Origin of the sequence: Gracilibacillus oryzae, from assembly GCF_009498735.1 — a bacterium.
GTDB lineage: Bacteria > Bacillota > Bacilli > Bacillales > Amphibacillaceae > Gracilibacillus > Gracilibacillus oryzae.
In genome coordinates this window covers 89720-105656 of sequence record NZ_ML762429.1, presented here as the reverse complement: position 1 = coordinate 105656, position 15937 = coordinate 89720, and the positions used below count along the sequence as shown (strand labels likewise).

Annotated in this window: 12 protein-coding genes; 10 read left to right on the top strand and 2 right to left on the bottom strand. The window is 38.7% G+C overall.

What is annotated here, in order from left to right:
• Positions 1–320 precede the first annotated feature (320 nt).
• From F9U64_RS09775 to F9U64_RS09750, 6 genes are all read left to right on the top strand, one after another.
• Positions 321–1634 (top strand): extracellular solute-binding protein, encoded by a 1314-nt coding sequence (locus tag F9U64_RS09775; protein WP_153402896.1) that lies wholly within the window; start codon positions 321–323, stop codon positions 1632–1634.
• A gap of 258 nt (positions 1635–1892) precedes the next feature.
• The gene (locus tag F9U64_RS09770; protein ID WP_153402894.1) at positions 1893–3674 is read left to right on the top strand and encodes a cache domain-containing sensor histidine kinase; all 1782 of its coding nucleotides are present in this window, start codon (positions 1893–1895) and stop codon (positions 3672–3674) included.
• 1 nt (position 3675) lies between these two features.
• A complete protein-coding gene (locus F9U64_RS09765; protein ID WP_194287331.1) occupies positions 3676–5187 on the top strand; it encodes a response regulator transcription factor in 1512 nt (503 codons plus the stop codon).
• 83 nt (positions 5188–5270) lie between these two features.
• A complete protein-coding gene (locus F9U64_RS09760) occupies positions 5271–6143 on the top strand; it encodes a carbohydrate ABC transporter permease (RefSeq protein ID WP_153402890.1) in 873 nt (290 codons plus the stop codon).
• Between the two features lie 3 nt (positions 6144–6146).
• Positions 6147–7019 carry a carbohydrate ABC transporter permease gene (locus F9U64_RS09755; RefSeq protein WP_153402888.1) on the top strand — a complete coding sequence of 291 codons (873 nt, stop codon included), beginning with the start codon at positions 6147–6149 and terminating at the stop codon, positions 7017–7019.
• Between the two features lie 14 nt (positions 7020–7033).
• Entirely contained in the window at positions 7034–10108 is a 3075-nt protein-coding gene (locus F9U64_RS09750; protein ID WP_153402886.1) for a beta-galactosidase, read from the top strand.
• A gap of 108 nt (positions 10109–10216) precedes the next feature.
• On the opposite strand, the gene F9U64_RS09745 is transcribed toward F9U64_RS09750, so the two are convergent.
• Positions 10217–11296: an inorganic phosphate transporter gene (locus F9U64_RS09745; protein ID WP_153402884.1), complete on the bottom strand. Its 1080-nt coding sequence runs from the start codon at positions 11294–11296 to the stop codon at positions 10217–10219.
• A gap of 453 nt (positions 11297–11749) precedes the next feature.
• On the opposite strand from F9U64_RS09745, the gene F9U64_RS09740 reads away from it, so the two are divergent.
• Both F9U64_RS09740 and F9U64_RS09735 read left to right on the top strand, forming a co-directional pair.
• On the top strand, positions 11750–12502 hold the full coding sequence (locus F9U64_RS09740; protein WP_153402882.1) for an SDR family NAD(P)-dependent oxidoreductase: 753 nt from the start codon (positions 11750–11752) through the stop codon (positions 12500–12502).
• A gap of 271 nt (positions 12503–12773) precedes the next feature.
• Positions 12774–13973, top strand: a complete 1200-nt coding sequence (locus tag F9U64_RS09735; protein WP_228275653.1) for a DUF819 family protein — start codon at positions 12774–12776, stop codon at positions 13971–13973.
• Between the two features lie 122 nt (positions 13974–14095).
• Here the strand turns inward: F9U64_RS09735 and F9U64_RS09730 are convergent, their stop codons facing one another.
• Complete coding sequence (locus F9U64_RS09730; protein ID WP_153402880.1) at positions 14096–14557, bottom strand: flavodoxin; 462 nt, start codon at positions 14555–14557, stop codon at positions 14096–14098.
• Between the two features lie 443 nt (positions 14558–15000).
• Here F9U64_RS09730 and F9U64_RS09725 point away from each other — a divergent pair, with 443 nt between their 5' ends.
• The gene (locus tag F9U64_RS09725) at positions 15001–15210 is read left to right on the top strand and encodes a DUF378 domain-containing protein (RefSeq protein WP_153402878.1); all 210 of its coding nucleotides are present in this window, start codon (positions 15001–15003) and stop codon (positions 15208–15210) included.
• 290 nt (positions 15211–15500) lie between these two features.
• A complete protein-coding gene (locus tag F9U64_RS09720; RefSeq protein ID WP_153402877.1) occupies positions 15501–15926 on the top strand; it encodes a hypothetical protein in 426 nt (141 codons plus the stop codon).
• The last annotated feature ends 11 nt before the right edge of the window (positions 15927–15937 follow it).

Below are 15937 nucleotides of genomic sequence, written 5' to 3'. Positions count from 1 at the left end.
GAAGTCTTGGTTGACATAGTAGAAATTCTGAAGTTTCAAGTATAAACAGAGATGTCTAGCCTCATGTACCAGAAACTAGGCAACATGCTTCCTTTATCTTAGTTGATTCGCTCCACTCGCTATGTCTCTAAACGGGCGCTTGCGCCTTTGTTCTGGTATATTCCCCGAACGACTAACTTTATTCTGCAACTTTCCATTCATCTGCTATATAATTCCAAAGTATAAATTATTGGATATTATATTAATTTTCTTGTATTTTTAAGTTTAATATCCTGTGAGATAATCCATTTGTAAGCGATAACAAAATGGAGGGTTGTTAAATGAGAAAGCATAGTAAACGTGTACTTTTAGGTTTTGTTATATTATTGGTCAGTTTCTTAACAGCATGTTCAGGGGAGAGTGATAAGGAATCTTCGGCTGATGGAACTTCTAATAATGAAGACGCTGTGGAATTGACATTTTGGAAATCGGAAGATATTGGCCGGGCAGATTACCAGGCGTTTATGGATGTAGTAGAAAAATTTGATGAAGAGCATCCAGACATTGATCTTCAAGTCGATACAACACCTAATGCGGACTATCGAACACGCTTAAATACACAGGCAGCAGGTGGACAATTACCTGACGTATTCCAGGTTTGGCCAGGTGCTGAGTTAGAGCCACTCGTAGAAGGTGGTGTTGTACAGCCAATCAGCGATATTACCAGCTATTGGACAGAGGAAACAGGGTTGTTGGATGAAGAGGATTTTGAAGATTTTTCAATTGACGGGAAACCTTATGCTGTACCTGCAAACACAAATCCAACCCATATGATTTTTTATGATAAGGATATGTTAGCTGATGCTGGATTTGAGGAATTTCCTACGACCTATGAGGAATTTCTTCAATTAATTGATAATCTGAATGCAAATGATATTACACCAATGGCACTAGGTAACTCAGATGCATGGGTTTTACAATCTGTCTATATTTCTACCATTGCTGATAGATTTACTGGCAACGATTTTTTGGAAGGTGTTTCTAATGGGGAGAGAGCATTTACCGATGACGATTTTGTCCAGTCATTGGAAGTAATTGATGAATTGGTGAAAAAGGGAGCCTTTAATGAAGATTTGAACACAATCGACAGTTCCCAAATGATTGACTATTTCCTTCAAGGAAGAGCAGCAATGGTAATGGACGGTAACTGGGGTATTTCCGCGATTTTGGAAAATATGCCTGAGGGCAAAAATGTAGGGGTTGCCATGATTCCGCTAAATGATAAGAAAACGATGGCAACCGTTGCAGGGACCGGTGTTGCGATTAATAGTGACTTAGAAGGTGAAAAACTGGAGGCAGCACATACCTTCCTAAAATACGTCTACAACCAGGAACTATGGGAAGAACTGATTAAAGTGGGTCGTCCGGTTATTGCCAATGTTGAAGTACCAGCCGATGCAGAGCTTCATCCATTGCAGGAAGATATGCTGGACTTAATTGCAGAGTCAGAGCCTGCTCCTGTTTATGACGCCACATTGATACCTGCAGTAAATGATCAATTAGAAAATGAACTGCAATCGATAACGGTTGGTGGTTCAACTCCAGAGGAAGCAGCAGAAAATATTCAACGTGTACAGGAGAGTGAACAGCAGTAGCTTATTACAAAGCGTAGATTAGTAGAGTGTCTTACGAGATGCTCTACTTTTTGCGCATATGAAAGTGTTATACTTTACTTATCTACGATGCTATACATCTATGAAGTCACCACTTCAAGCGTAAAGTAGCACAGGAAGCTAAGTGTATGTAAACAGGCTAACACTCTGATAAGTTTCGCAAGGAATCAGTGTGGATTAACCTCCCGCTGACCATAGTTTCAATTTACACTAACGATGACATAATGGGGGCAATCAACTATGCCACTTATTCACTTTATTAAAAACAGCTTAAAATGGAAATCTGTTATTATCTTCCTTCTGCTAGTCACCATTCCTAGCGGGATAATTGGATCAATTGTTCTCTACCAATCCAATAAAATATTAAAAGAACAAATTATAACGACAACTCATCAAAATCTGGGGAACATGGAGTCCCAGCTGACCAATGTGATAAAAGAAATTGAAGATATATCAAGGTATATGATTTACAGTCAGGAGTTTCGTGACTTTATGACATATCCAGCTGTTACGGGAGAAGATTATAATCATCTGAATCAAGTGCGAAGTAATATAAGTGGTTTTTTTGTCTTTCATCAATCAGAGAAGGATTATTTCCATTCAGTTCAAATCGAAGGAGAAAATAAGCAAGTACTGTCCGTTGGGGAAACTGTCGAGGGAAATGAGAAACAATGGGTGGAAGGTGCAAAAGAACGGAAAGGAGAAATGCTGTGGAGTTCACCATATCAAATGTACAATCAACGTACCGGCCAAGATGAAGAAGTAGTTACATTGTTCCGGGTGATTAATAACTTATATAACATTACTGAGCCAATTGGACTTGTTCGTATCCGTCTTGATCTGCAAGCATTGTATCAGCAGGTGACAGATGGTTTCACTAATGAGCAGCATCAAGCCTTTCTTGTTCATAACAAGGAACAAAATATTACGTCGTCTAAATTTGGTCCAGACTTTAGTTATCAAGCAATAATCAATAATATTCATACAGAGGGTGAAAGTTTCCAACTGGAATCAAAAGGGGACGTCTATTATGGTGTTTCAAGGTATATTGAGCCGCTTGACATGCATTTAGTATCGGTTGTCAGTGAAACATATATATTATCAGAAATGAAGGATATTCGATCGACCTTTGGCTATATGATTTTGATTTCAATTTTTATGGGATTAATGACATTTGCTGGGTTCGTTGTTTTTGTAGTCCGTCCTATTCTGGAGTTAACAAGAGAAACGAAACGGGTGGAACATGGTGACTTTAGTGCACAGGTAAAGGTTCGATCAAATGATGAAATCGGCCAGCTGGGCTATCGGTTCAATTCAATGGTGGAACAGATACAGCGATTAATTGATAATAAGTATAAGCTTGAAATTCAAAATAAGCATTCAGAATTGAAAGCGCTGCAAAGTCAAATTAATCCTCATTTTCTTTACAATACATTAGACATGCTGCGTTGGACAGCTAGATTGGAAAAAGCGCCGAATACTAGTAAAAGTATTGAAGATTTATCAACACTGTTTCGAATTACACTCAGTCAGGGAAAAGTATGGATTCCGTTAGCGGATGAATTAAAATATGTCCAGAGTTATATGGAATTGCAGAAGCGGAGATTAGGAGAGACTTTTCAATATGCTATTTTTATCGAAGCCGGATTAGCCAGCAGTATTGTTCTAAAACTAATGCTCGAGCCACTTGTTGAGAACAGCTTTAAACATGGATTCCCACAGTCACAGGAAAATAAAAATATCACCATTCGTTGTTATTTGAAAGGAGATGTTATGATCATTGATTGCTCGGATAATGGGATGGGAATCGATAAGGCAAAAGTCAAGCACTTATTACATGCTACGGAAGAACAAGACAGTTACGCATTGAAAAATGTACATGATCGGATTACAAATGCATTTGGCAATCATTATGGAATTGAAGTCATCGAGGTTGCATCTGGTGCAACTGTACGTATAAAGGTTCCCTGGATTAAGGATAAAGGAATGCTGAATCAGTTAATAGAAGGAGATGACAGATGAAATGACGCTGAAAATGTTGATCGTAGACGATGAACCATTAATATGCCAAGGGTTAGCCAATACCATACCATGGGGAGAAATGGATATTGAGATTGTTGGATCTGCACTTAATGGCAAGAAAGCGTTGGAGATTATGAAAAAAACGCCGATGGATATTGTCATAACAGATGTCAATATGCCTGAATTGGATGGTATCGAATTATCTAAAGTAATCATTGAGACTTTTCCTCATGTGTCTATTATTATGATTAGTGGTTACGATGAGTTTGAGTATGCCCGCCAGGCACTTCGGATGGGGGTAAAGGATTATCTGTTAAAGCCTGTCGATATTGATGAATTATGGACATTAGTCAGTAATGTAAAAAAACAAATAGAAGAGACAAGGAAGAGTGAGCAGACGAAAGAAGAGACAATCCTGACAAACTATTTATCTCAGCAATTATTTCATTTGCCGGGATCCTTTAATTTATCGGAGCAAATTAAGAGCCGGCATTATGCCTATCGATTAATGTTAGTCGAAAAGAGAAACTATTATAAAGCGGGTCAGCCGCCAATATCCTATAAAAACATGAAACATCTCATCGATCAAATGAATATTTGCTCAATTGGTATTGAAATGCATGAAAATCAGACAGTTTTATTTTTATATGACCAAGAGGGAATTTCAGCAGAGAAAATAAATAAACTCTCCTCTTCGGTCATGACTGCCCTTAATAATGAAGCTTCGTTAGCCATATCCAACAGCTATTATGATATGCATCAATTAGCAGCACTTTATCAGGAACTTAACATACGTTTAAGCTTTTACCGTGGTTCAGATAAACAGGTGGTGACAGAGCTGGAAAAGCTCCCAGCTGCTAAAGAATATCAATTAGACAAACAACAGATTGGTAATTTGGCAGAAGCTATCTTTCAACAGAATAAGAAAGCTGCAGTGAGAACAGTGAATAAATTGTTTGCTGATTTCCAAGAACAGTCATTAACCCTCCAGCAAATAAAAACAATCTGCCTTCTTCTGTTTACATCCATTAAAGAAAGAGGACAAGAATCCTTGTTTGAACAACTTGATTTTCAATTAAATGAAGAAACGGATTTACTGGTTTATAATAGTGCCTGTTCCATTCAAAATTTGCTGCTAGAAGATCTGGAAAGAATGATCGATTATGTAGATCGTTCTACAGATAGCCATTGGATTATTCAGCAAGCAAAGCAGTATATCGAGAAAAACTACCAAAAGGATATTAAAGCAGTAGAAATAGCTGAGGCGCATTATATTACACCTAATTATTTCAGTATGCTCTTCAAACAGGAGACAGGTTACAATTATTCTGAATATCTCAATACAATAAGAATTAATAGAGCGAAAGAGCTGCTGAGCGAAACATCAAATAAAGTGTTTGAAATAGCAGAGTATGTTGGCTACAAGGAATATAAATATTTCGTTCAGGTCTTCAAGAACTATGCCGGGATCACACCTACCCAATTTCGAAAACTCCATTCTATAGAAAAGTAGATATATTGTTAATTTTTTAGGATTTCAGAATAATGTAAGCCCTTTTATAATAAAGAAAAGTTACAGTTGGAGGGTGTGGTCACATGCATTTACTTAAAAAGCCGTGGATTATCGCGGTAGGAGTTATACCTGCTTTAGCGATTTATCTCATTTTCAGCATTGTTCCAATTTTTATCTCTTTTTATTATTCCCTTATGTCATGGAATGGTTTTTCAGAGATGCAGTTTGTCGGTTTGGCGAATTTTAAGGAAGTGCTCCAGGATTCTGTATTTTGGGTATCTGTTAGAAACAATATTTTAGTAGTTCTAGCGTCTGTATTTGGGCAGATACCGATTGCTTTAGCGTTAGCTTTATTATTGAATAGAAAAATGAAAGGTGCCAAATTTTTCCGAACAATTGGATTTATGCCTGTTGTTATATCAACTGTCGTTATCTCGATCACGTGGCGGATGATCTATAATTCGGAATATGGTATGATTAATAACTTTTTGGAAGCAGTGGGGTTAGGTTTCCTGCAACAGAACTGGCTCGGTGATCCAACATGGGCGATGATAGCGATTTGTATCACGATTATCTGGCAGTTTGTCGGCTTATACTTTATTATTTTTCTTTCCGCTTTGCAAACGGTACCAAGCGAAATATTAGAGGCAGCTGATTTGGATGGTGCCTCAGAGTGGAAGAAAACAATCCATGTGGTGCTGCCTTCTATATGGAATATCATTCTCATCTCCATTGTTCTTTGTATTAGTGGAAGCTTAAAAACCTTCGACTTAATTTACGTAATGACATCAGGGGGACCAGCTAACTCAACAGAGGTTATGGCTACTTATATGTATGATAAAACCTTCGAAGGTCTTCGTTACGGGTATGGTAGTGCTATTTCTGTTTTAATTTTTGTCTTTAGTATTGCCCTTATCCTGATAACAACTAAATTACTCCGCAGAAAAGAGGTGTAGGTAATGAAAGAGTCAGCAGTTAATTATGATAAGGTTTCCAGACAAGCACGTAAAAAGAAAAGAGTAAAACGAAGCGCGATTTATTTGATTTTATTGTTGTTTACGATTGTAAATGCTTATCCGATCTTTTGGATGATTATGAATTCCTTTAAAACAGGTCAGGAATTTTCTACTGATCCATTTGGTCTGCCTGACGAGTGGGTGTTTGTTAACTATGTGGAGGCTTGGGTTACTGCCAACATTGGGACTTATTTCTTTAATAGTCTATTTGTCGGCATTGTCGCTTTATTAATATGTATTATGGTCGGCGCATTTGCCTCGTACTTCCTGGCACGGTTTCGATTTAAGGGGAGAAATCTGTTATACGGATTTTTTGTTGTGGGTTTATTAGTGCCAATTCATGCTACGTTGGTTCCAATGTTTATCTTAATGCAGAAGCTCGGGTTCCTTAATACACACTTAGCATTGATCTTCCCATATGTGGCATTTAACTTGTCTATTACAATCTTCCTGTTAACAAGCTTTATGAGTTCGTTTCCTAAAGAAATTGAGGAATCTGCTATTATGGATGGCTGTGGTCCCTTTCGAATTTTCTGGTCGATTATTTTACCAATGAGTCGTCCAGCATTAGCAACAGCAGTTATCTTAAACTTTATTAATAACTGGAATGAATTCTCTTTTGCTTTAGTCTTAATTAATGATGATGCTTTAAGTACGCTGCCACTGGGGTTAGCGAACTTTGCCGGAGAGTATACGACCAATTATACAGCACAGATGGCAGGACTAACGCTCGTATTAATCCCTACAATACTCTTTTATTTAGTTATGGAAAAACAAATTGTAAACGGTATGACACAAGGCGCTGTAAAAGGATAAAAGGAGGGCTACCAGTGACCAGAACATTAATTTTTTATGATGAGGAGTTTCCATATGAAGGTGAGAGGCCTTCACCAGAGTGGCTTGGAAAGCTTGATGACTCATTCGAAGTGGTCAATGCCAAACAGCTCTCAGCAGCAATGGTGGATCCATCTTTCAACAGCTATGTACATTTACACGGTCCTTATTTCCCTAAAGAGGCATGGCCAGATATGCTGGCATTTTTCGAGAAGGGAAAGGGCTTGCTGCATATTGGGGGGGCACCTTTTCGTAACCCTGTTCATCTTTCAGAACATGGAGAATGGGAAGTAGAAAGAGCGCAAACTGCTTATCACCGTCAGTTACAAATACATGAAATAATCCCTGTTGATGCTAAACCAATCGTGAAACTGCAGGCAGATCATAAGGTGCCAATTTTTGAAGGAAAAGAATCGTTATTTGCAATTGAGCCGACACACAATCTGATTTTGCATGTAACACGCCACCGGGATCGTCCGGAAGAAAATGGGTCAAGCGGTCCAATGGATGCCCATATTTATCCTTTGCTGAAAGGCATATCTATAGAACAACGGGAAGTTGCCGCACCAGCAGTATTATTAGAGAATACAAAGGGTGACTTCGCTGGTGGCAGGTGGTTAATGATCAATCAAGCGGCAGGTGAAAATTTTTGGCAAAATGGCGGTATAGAGGCTATTTCAGAATGGTCAGAATATGTCAGCAACGGTGTGACAGAAATATGGGTGAAGCCGAACTTCGCGATGTATGAACAGGGTGACCGTGTGAGCATTACTATTCAAGTGGAAGAAATAACCCTACAATCAGCAAAGTGGCAATTTCAGTTAACAATCACAAAGGAATCAGAGGTGGTCTGGACAGGGGAAGAAACGATCATGGCGACAGATGAACTGCAATTTCTCAGGATACCGGCAGATTTCGTGGTGGAAAAAGGTCAGTATCTGATCGAATGTGTCGCCATTTCTGATTCAGGAGAAAAGCGGATATTTACACAAGGATTCTGGGGGAATGATCCTGAATTATTGCAACAAGGGAGTGTCATGACGGCCGGAAGAGATTATTTCTGGAAGAACGGAAGACCTTTTCCAATCGTAGGACAAACATATATGACTTCAGATGTGGCACGCAAGTTTATTTTTATGCCAAATGTAGCTGCATGGAATCAGGATATGGCCACAATGAAAGAGGCAGGAATCAACCTAATCCGCACAGGTCTTTGGACTGGCTGGCGTCATCTGATGTTTATCGATGGCCACCCGTCTGAAGAGGTATTGCGTGCAATCGATGCTTTCCTGCTTACAGCGAAAAAGTATGATATTGAGGTTACCTTTAACTTCTTTGCCTTTACGCCGATTGCATATGAAGGGGAAAATCCTTACCTCGATCCCCGCAGTGTTAACGCACAGAAGCGATTTATTCGTGCTTTGGTAGCAAGACATGCCAAAACAACCAATGTGCAATGGGATTTAATTAACGAACCATCAATGTTCGATCCGAAGCGCTATTTCCAGGGACCGCGATCTGCGCAGGATCGCTTTGAAAAAGCTGCGTTTGTAAAATGGTTGAAAAAGCGGCATGGGTCTATTACAGTATTGCAGGAACGCTGGGATATGACTAACGGAGAATTACCAGATTTTGAATCTGTGTCATTACCAGAACAAGAAGAGATTAATTTTGACATGGAGGATATGAAACAGCCGAAAAAAGGCCTGCGTTGGCTCGACTATACATTATTTACAATGGACATGCATAACCAATGGGCAAAACAATTACGTGATTCGATTAAGGAGCTTAACCCTGATCAGCTTGTCACTGTTGGACAGGATGAAGCCTTGTACAGTCAGCGTCCAACACCGTTTTTCTATCAGGAAGCAGTCGATTATACGACTGTACATTCATGGTGGCTGATGGACCAGCTTGTCTGGGATGGTATATTCACCAAGACACCATATAAGCCGAATTTAATCCAGGAAACTGGGATTATGTATGTCGAGACAGCGGATAGTAAAGCTAAACGGTCTGAAGAAGAATTGCGTAATATTTTGGAACGGAAATATGCCTATTCTTTTTCAACTGGTGGTGCAGGTGCTGTCCAGTGGCTGTGGAATACGAACTTTTATATGAATAATACCAATGAATCGAATATTGGAGCACTGCGGGCAGACGGTACCCAGAAGCCCGAAGCAGATGTATCCTATGATTTTGGAAAATTTATCGGGAAAATTCGTGATCTGTTTATTGATCGAGAATTAGAAGATGTCGTCGTAGTATTTCCTTATTCGAATGACTTTTCAAACCGGAAGTTTGCTTTCGATGGTACCACAACATTAACGAGAGTGCTTGCCTATCAAATGAACGTTCCATTCCGTGCGATGGGAGAGTATCATCTGGAGGCATTAGAGGAACATCCGTCCAAACTAGTGATTGTACCTAGTGCCCATAATTTCAGCAAAGAAGCGGCAGAGAAAATTTTTCGATATGTAAAAAAGTCTGGTGCAACACTTTTATGGACAGGACCGATTGGCCTTGATGAGTATTGGAACCATTCACAGCAATTATCAAAACAATTAGGAGACTATCACTTATCAAATGTGGTACGCGAAGAGGTGCTGACAATTGATGGTAACGACTACCTGGTTTCTTTTGGCGAAAGACGCATTGGCGAGGTAAATAAAGAAGTAGCAGAAAAAAGCAAGAATGCCGGTTTAATAGAGACAAAACTCGGCAGTGGTACATTGCTATGGTCTCCGCTCCCGGTAGAACTGAATGAACGTACAGATATGCTAATTGCTTTATATCAAAAAGCATTAGCTCATGCAGCTGTCGAAGAAGAAATAAAGTGGATCGAAGGCGGTGACTTGCCAGGTATTTATGGAAGAAAACTAACTTTCCGTGATGGCTTTCTTTATACATTTGTATCTGAGTATGCAAAAGATACAGAGATAAAAGTACAGGACCCCGTTACTGGTCAGGTCTACCAATTTACTCTGGAAAAAGAACGGTCTGTATTATTTGCTACAGACAAACAAGGCGAGATTAAAGCGTCTTATCGAGATCAGGAAATTAGGATTTGAAATAGTGGATCCCACTCTAATGAATAGGGTGGGATTTTTTTGTTTCTCACAAACGTAGTATAAATAATGCTTAATAAACCCCACCTGTTCATGTAGGATAACAAGTAATTAAATTCCAGAACCACTGTCATGCAGATTTCTTCTTTCATTTCGCACAATCTGAGATAGCTTAATCGTTCCCAATGCAAAAGTAAGGGTGCACACAATAATAAGGATATTATAGCCGTTTACTTTTATAAAAAGATTTATTAACAAGTAAGAAACAACAAGTGATGCAACAGGGGAAACAAGCCAAACCATGATAATTCGTTTAATCACACTCTTTTGTAATGTGACAATCCCGTCTTTGGCAGTACCAATTCCCAGAATTCCGGACGTCGTTACCTGTGTGAGAGGAATAGGCAGTCCAAAAACGGAAGCAATAATTACCAGTGTACCTCCAGTAAAGGAGACTGCACTTCCTTGTAAAAGCGATAACTGTGTTATTTTTTTCCCATTCGTTTCTAATACTTTGCCACCAAGTGCTAACGCTCCAATAGAAGTGAAAAGTGCACCAAGTAAGATCCCGTTGCTGGAAGATATCATATTCGCTCCAACAAGTGGACCGATAGCATTAGCAACATTGTTCATTCCTGCAGAGAATGCTTCAAGGCATCCTCCGATAACAAGCAGGATGGATAACCACTTTGCCCATTTTCCTTTCCCAGTTAAAAAAGACCACTTTTTTTCAGCTTTCTTAATGACAACACCTAAAATATACGTGATAAGGAAAGAAACGATTGGAATGATGACCCAGAATGAAATAATGACAATTAGCTTGCCGGTAAACAGGGATTGGAATGCTACCCCAACCCCAACAATGGAACCAACTGTCACCTCACTGGTGGACAACGGAATCCCCATTAAATTGGCCAAAAATAATGTAAAGGCAGCACCAACGAGGATAATGATAACAATTTCCACCGTTAAGATATCAGATGGGATAATACCCTCTCCGATTGTTTTAACAACTTCTCCGCCTCCCAAAACTGCCCCTAAAAAGGCAGACAAAGCGACAAGAGTTAATGCTAGCCGTTTACTTTTAATAGCATCTGCCCCATAGGGAGCACCCATGGCTGCAGCGGTTCCACTTGCTCCAATATTCATAGCAAAAAATAGTGCCACAATTAATGCTATATAAGTCAGCATAAGACAATCAATCCCTTTCGGATAAATATATAAGCCCACCTTATTCTAATTAAAACCAAGTAATTTTATAAGAATTGTATATATTGTGATTATAATATTAATGACTTGGCTTATACAAGGGAAATATTAAAATTCAGGGATAGTTTTCAGGTAATTATTCCAATATAGCGCATTGCAGAAGCTAGCTGCAAAGGCATCATGTGTCATCACCATGATTGTCGAGTTATTCTGTTCATTTAACATCGCGGACTTTGAACTTAATCACCTATTGACTCATCTGCCAGGATAGGGCCTGGTAATGATCGCTCTCGTGCTGCTGTCCGCTGTCTTTTGCTAATAATAATGTGAAAAGAAAAGGGGAATGTTAAAGCATATAAACATCAGCTTAGACAAGCAACTAAATTTCCGATAGTATTAATTCTGTATTGGACTTACATAAAGGAGCTGGCAAAAATGGAAAATCAAAAAGTAGCAATTGTTACAGGAGCAGGCAGTGGATTAGGCCAGGCAGTAGCTGTTAAATTGGCTGAAAAGGGAGCCAATATCAGCGTTGTCGACATTTCAGAAGAGGGCGGTCAGGAAACTGTTAAATTAGTGGAAGAAAAAGGCGCTAAAGCTATCTTTATTAAGGCAGATGTTAGCAAAGCAGAGGAAGTAAAAAATTATGTGGATCAAACAGTGAAAGAATTTGGTACGATCGACATGTTTTATAACAATGCAGGTATCTCCGGACCGGGTACGAATTTCGTTGAAAATACAATTGAACAAATAGATCAAGTTATTGGTATTAATATGCGCGGGGCATTATATGGTATTAAATATGTAGTTGAGGTTATGCTTAAAAACGGTGGTGGTGCTATTGTTAATACATCTTCAACTGCAGGTCTTGTCGGACAGCAGACAGTGGGTACTTATTCTGCTACAAAACATGGCATTATTGGAATTACTAAAACCATCGCAGCAGAATATGCTGCTCAGGGAATTCGCTCTAATGCAGTAGCACCAGGAACAACGGAAACTCCTATGGTAGCTCAATTTCTGGAAAGGAATCCTGAGGCTGCAAAGAATTCCGTTGACCCAGTTCCGCAGAAACGATTAGGTCAACCAGAAGAAGTGGCAAACACAGTCGCTTTCTTGCTAGGGGAAGAAGCCGCATATATTAATGGGGCAGTGATACCGATTGATGGAGGCTTTACAGCTATTTAATTGAATATGAAAAGTTGCACTGCCGAATGGTGTGCATTAGTTGTGTTCATTGCTGTCTATCGAAATTGGGATAGAAAATTAAGTATAGGATCTATTGCTTCAATAGCAAAAATAGTGATCAAAATACTTGTTTAATGACACCCCCTGTAGTTAAATGGTAAATTTCACAATACTTTCTGATTGAATTTTTCCTATAAGATGATAAAATCTTCAAGTCTCCACCACTAATTATCTGAAAATTTTTAAAAATCAACAAGGAGTGTTTCTCATCATGAGTAAGGATATGGCGTTAATTCAAGACCCTATGGCTATTTTTGCTTATTTAGTTGCTGTTGTAGGGATTGTATTCATGTTATCTACGCTAGATAATAAATTTTTACGTAAGTTTTTTCGATATGCTCCACCCTTAATCTGGATGTACTTTCTACCAATGATTTCTACCACCTTTGGGATAATTCCGCAAAGTTCTGATTTATATAGTTTTCTCAGTACGTATATACTTCCTGCGGGCTTGTTATTATTAATGCTTAGTGCGAATGTTCCGGCTACCTTTAAGCTCGGCGGTAAAGCTATTCTGTTATTTTTGGCAGGGACCATAGGTGTTGTTATTGGTGGACCGATTGCATTTGCTCTTTTCCAAGGAATACTGCCAGAGGAAGCATGGCGTGGAGTCGGTGCCCTTGCTGGAAGCTGGATTGGTGGAGCGGCAAATATGGGTGCCATGATTGAGGCATTTAAGACACCTGATGACATATTAAGTCCTGTTATCTTAACAGACACAATAGTTGGCATCAGCTGGATGGGTGTCATGATTGCATTAGCCAACTTTCAGGAAAGGTTCAATAAGTGGAATGGTGCGGATAATTCTACTATTAAGAAAGTTAATGCAGATATTGCCACAGATGTTGAAAGAAATATTAAACCAATACAGCTTCCACAGTTGTTTGCCATTTTAGCAGTTGGGGTTGCAGGCTCCTATATCATTCGTGTATTCGCAGATATGGACTTTATACCAAAAAGTGAGATTATGAGCACTTCCACATGGTCGTTTATTTTAATAACGGCTGTTGGGCTTGCTCTTTCCTTTACAAAAGTAAGAAATTTAGAATACTACGGTGCCAGTAAAATAGGTTATTTAGGCATTTACTTATACTTAACTGGTATAGGTGCACAAGCCAATTTAGCAGATGTTGTGCAAGCACCACAGTTCATATTAATGGGAGCTGTGTGGTTAGCCATTCATATTATTTGTATCTTTGCTGCAGCAAGATTATTAAGAGCACCATTGTTCTTTGTCGCAGTAGGATCCCAAGGTAATATCGGTGGTACAAGTTCTGCCCCAATTGTTGCTTCCGTATTCCAGCCGGCATTAGCACCTGTTGGACTGTTAATGGGTATTTTAGGTAACATTGTCGGTACCTATGCAGCTTTGGTGTGCGGGCAGCTAGCACAGATGATTGCAGGGGGATAGGCTTAATATCAACCACTTCTTAAAATCATTTTTAGTTGTTAACATTTGAATAGAGAAGGGTGGGAAGAAGCGATTCTTAAGTGATTCGCTTCTTTTTCTAATGGGAAGAGAAACAACGATCTTCATTCGGCATAAATATTAAGCTGCTCAACAAAGTCTTCAGCAAATTGCTGACACCGCTTCACATCATCATCATCTGGGGTCAAATCTACTTTTAAGTGATATAGAATATCCGAGGCCCCCCGTTCTTTAAACCGCTCTGCAAATGTATCAATGGCACCACCATAATCAGGATACATGCTATCACAGGACCCGAATAATGCGACAACTTTTCCAGTTAGATCAATCTCCTCCATATCATCATAGAAATCTTCCAATTCATAAGGGATATCTCCATCTCCCCATGTGTATGTCCCGAATAATATAGCTTTATAGTCCAGCAGATCTGTCACTTTTATATCTTCCATATCTAATTGAAATTTACATACTTCTAGTCCATGATTGGAAATACTTGTTTCAATGATCTCAGCTATTTCTTCCGTATTGCCAGACATACTGCAGAACAATAAGATTACTTTTGCCATTTAATGATCCCTCCTGTAAGGTATCTGATTCTATGTTAAATGAAAATGATTATCATTGTCAATTAAATGATTTATAAGCAGAATAATTTATCATAACAGTTTTGAAAATGAGAACGATTATCAATTATAATAATTTTCATTTATTATTTCCTGTATTCAAACTCCTTATTTTATTTATTAGAAAGAAGGGATTCGTTATCGAATATAATTGTTGTTTGTTTTGCGGTTTTGTAAATGAACCGCAATTTTTCAATGGCGAGTATGTCAATGAAAGCAATGAATGTTCGTGTTGTGGCAGATTTGATACGGAAGTAGAAGGAAATCAATAGTGGAAGTGTGATGGCATTTATTTATTTTCAGCAATATATGTTTCAAATGTTGAATAAAAGGAAATGGAAAGGTAAGACGAGAAAGGATCAAAAATATGGAAAGGAGAATGAATGATGAAAGCATTAAATATTATCGCATTAGTTCTATTAATTGTAGGTGGAATAAATTGGCTATTAGTTGGGCTATTCCAATTCGATCTTGTAGCGACAATCTTTGGCGGGGAAGAAGCGATTCTATCACAAATCATTTATGTTATTGTAGGTATTTGTGCAATCTATGCTTTAAGATTTATCCCTAAAGTCAAATCAGAATCAGTATCCTAATTAGTAAGTGCTGATTAATAAGTTATCGAAAGAACCACACCCCAAAAGCTGGAGACAATCTGGCTTTTGGGGTGTTTATTTTTTTGACAGAAATACTTGAAACCCATGGCATGCCTTCACAGATTACTTCTAATAACGATTAGCAGGCGTCAAAAATACCCGTTGATTAAATTCCTGCTATTTTTACAATCTATACCAAATCCCTTGCTGAGCAAGTTTAGTTCGATGAAAAAGCGGGAATTTTTTAGGAGAATAAAACTCAAAACATTATTCCTATAGGGAGGGTCGGAATGCACGCAGCAGCTGAAATTGCTTATCATTTGCGGATTGTTCAAGGGCTGGCGGATCGGGTGCTGGACAGGATGCCTGTATGGGAGAACACGATGGAGGAAAGGTTCACAATGCTCCTGCAGGAAAAAAAGGAAGCAATACAGATTATATTGAATGGACTTAGAGAGACTCCTGAAATGAATGACGAGATACACAAAAACCTGCATATTGTCTATAAAGGGGATAAAGCAGAGAAACTCATCTTTGAGCAATGGAAACGGGTTGCTGAGCAAAATAACTTTGTTAATAGTGATGAACTTGATTGGCTGGAAGAAAATTTTCAAGAAATGAAGAAGGAATTAAAAGAAGCTGTTCCGTCTATACATGAATTTGCTGGAGGATGGGAAAAAACTCGATTTATTGTACCTGCACAGTACCGGGAATAAACAGAGAGGGG

What these genes read in the sequence shown, in the direction of transcription:
- F9U64_RS09775 (WP_153402896.1), top strand. Translation starts at nt 321, where the DNA reads ATGAGAAAGCATAGTAAACGTGTACTTTTAGGTTTTGTTATATTATTG.
- F9U64_RS09770 (WP_153402894.1), top strand. Translation starts at nt 1,893, where the DNA reads ATGCCACTTATTCACTTTATTAAAAACAGCTTAAAATGGAAATCTGTT.
- F9U64_RS09765 (WP_194287331.1), top strand. Translation starts at nt 3,676, where the DNA reads ATGACGCTGAAAATGTTGATCGTAGACGATGAACCATTAATATGCCAA.
- F9U64_RS09760 (WP_153402890.1), top strand. Translation starts at nt 5,271, where the DNA reads ATGCATTTACTTAAAAAGCCGTGGATTATCGCGGTAGGAGTTATACCT.
- F9U64_RS09755 (WP_153402888.1), top strand. Translation starts at nt 6,147, where the DNA reads ATGAAAGAGTCAGCAGTTAATTATGATAAGGTTTCCAGACAAGCACGT.
- F9U64_RS09745 (WP_153402884.1), bottom strand. Translation starts at nt 11,296, where the DNA reads ATGCTGACTTATATAGCATTAATTGTGGCACTATTTTTTGCTATGAAT.
- F9U64_RS09740 (WP_153402882.1), top strand. Translation starts at nt 11,750, where the DNA reads ATGGAAAATCAAAAAGTAGCAATTGTTACAGGAGCAGGCAGTGGATTA.
- F9U64_RS09735 (WP_228275653.1), top strand. Translation starts at nt 12,774, where the DNA reads ATGAGTAAGGATATGGCGTTAATTCAAGACCCTATGGCTATTTTTGCT.
- F9U64_RS09730 (WP_153402880.1), bottom strand. Translation starts at nt 14,557, where the DNA reads ATGGCAAAAGTAATCTTATTGTTCTGCAGTATGTCTGGCAATACGGAA.
- F9U64_RS09725 (WP_153402878.1), top strand. Translation starts at nt 15,001, where the DNA reads ATGAAAGCATTAAATATTATCGCATTAGTTCTATTAATTGTAGGTGGA.
- F9U64_RS09720 (WP_153402877.1), top strand. Translation starts at nt 15,501, where the DNA reads ATGCACGCAGCAGCTGAAATTGCTTATCATTTGCGGATTGTTCAAGGG.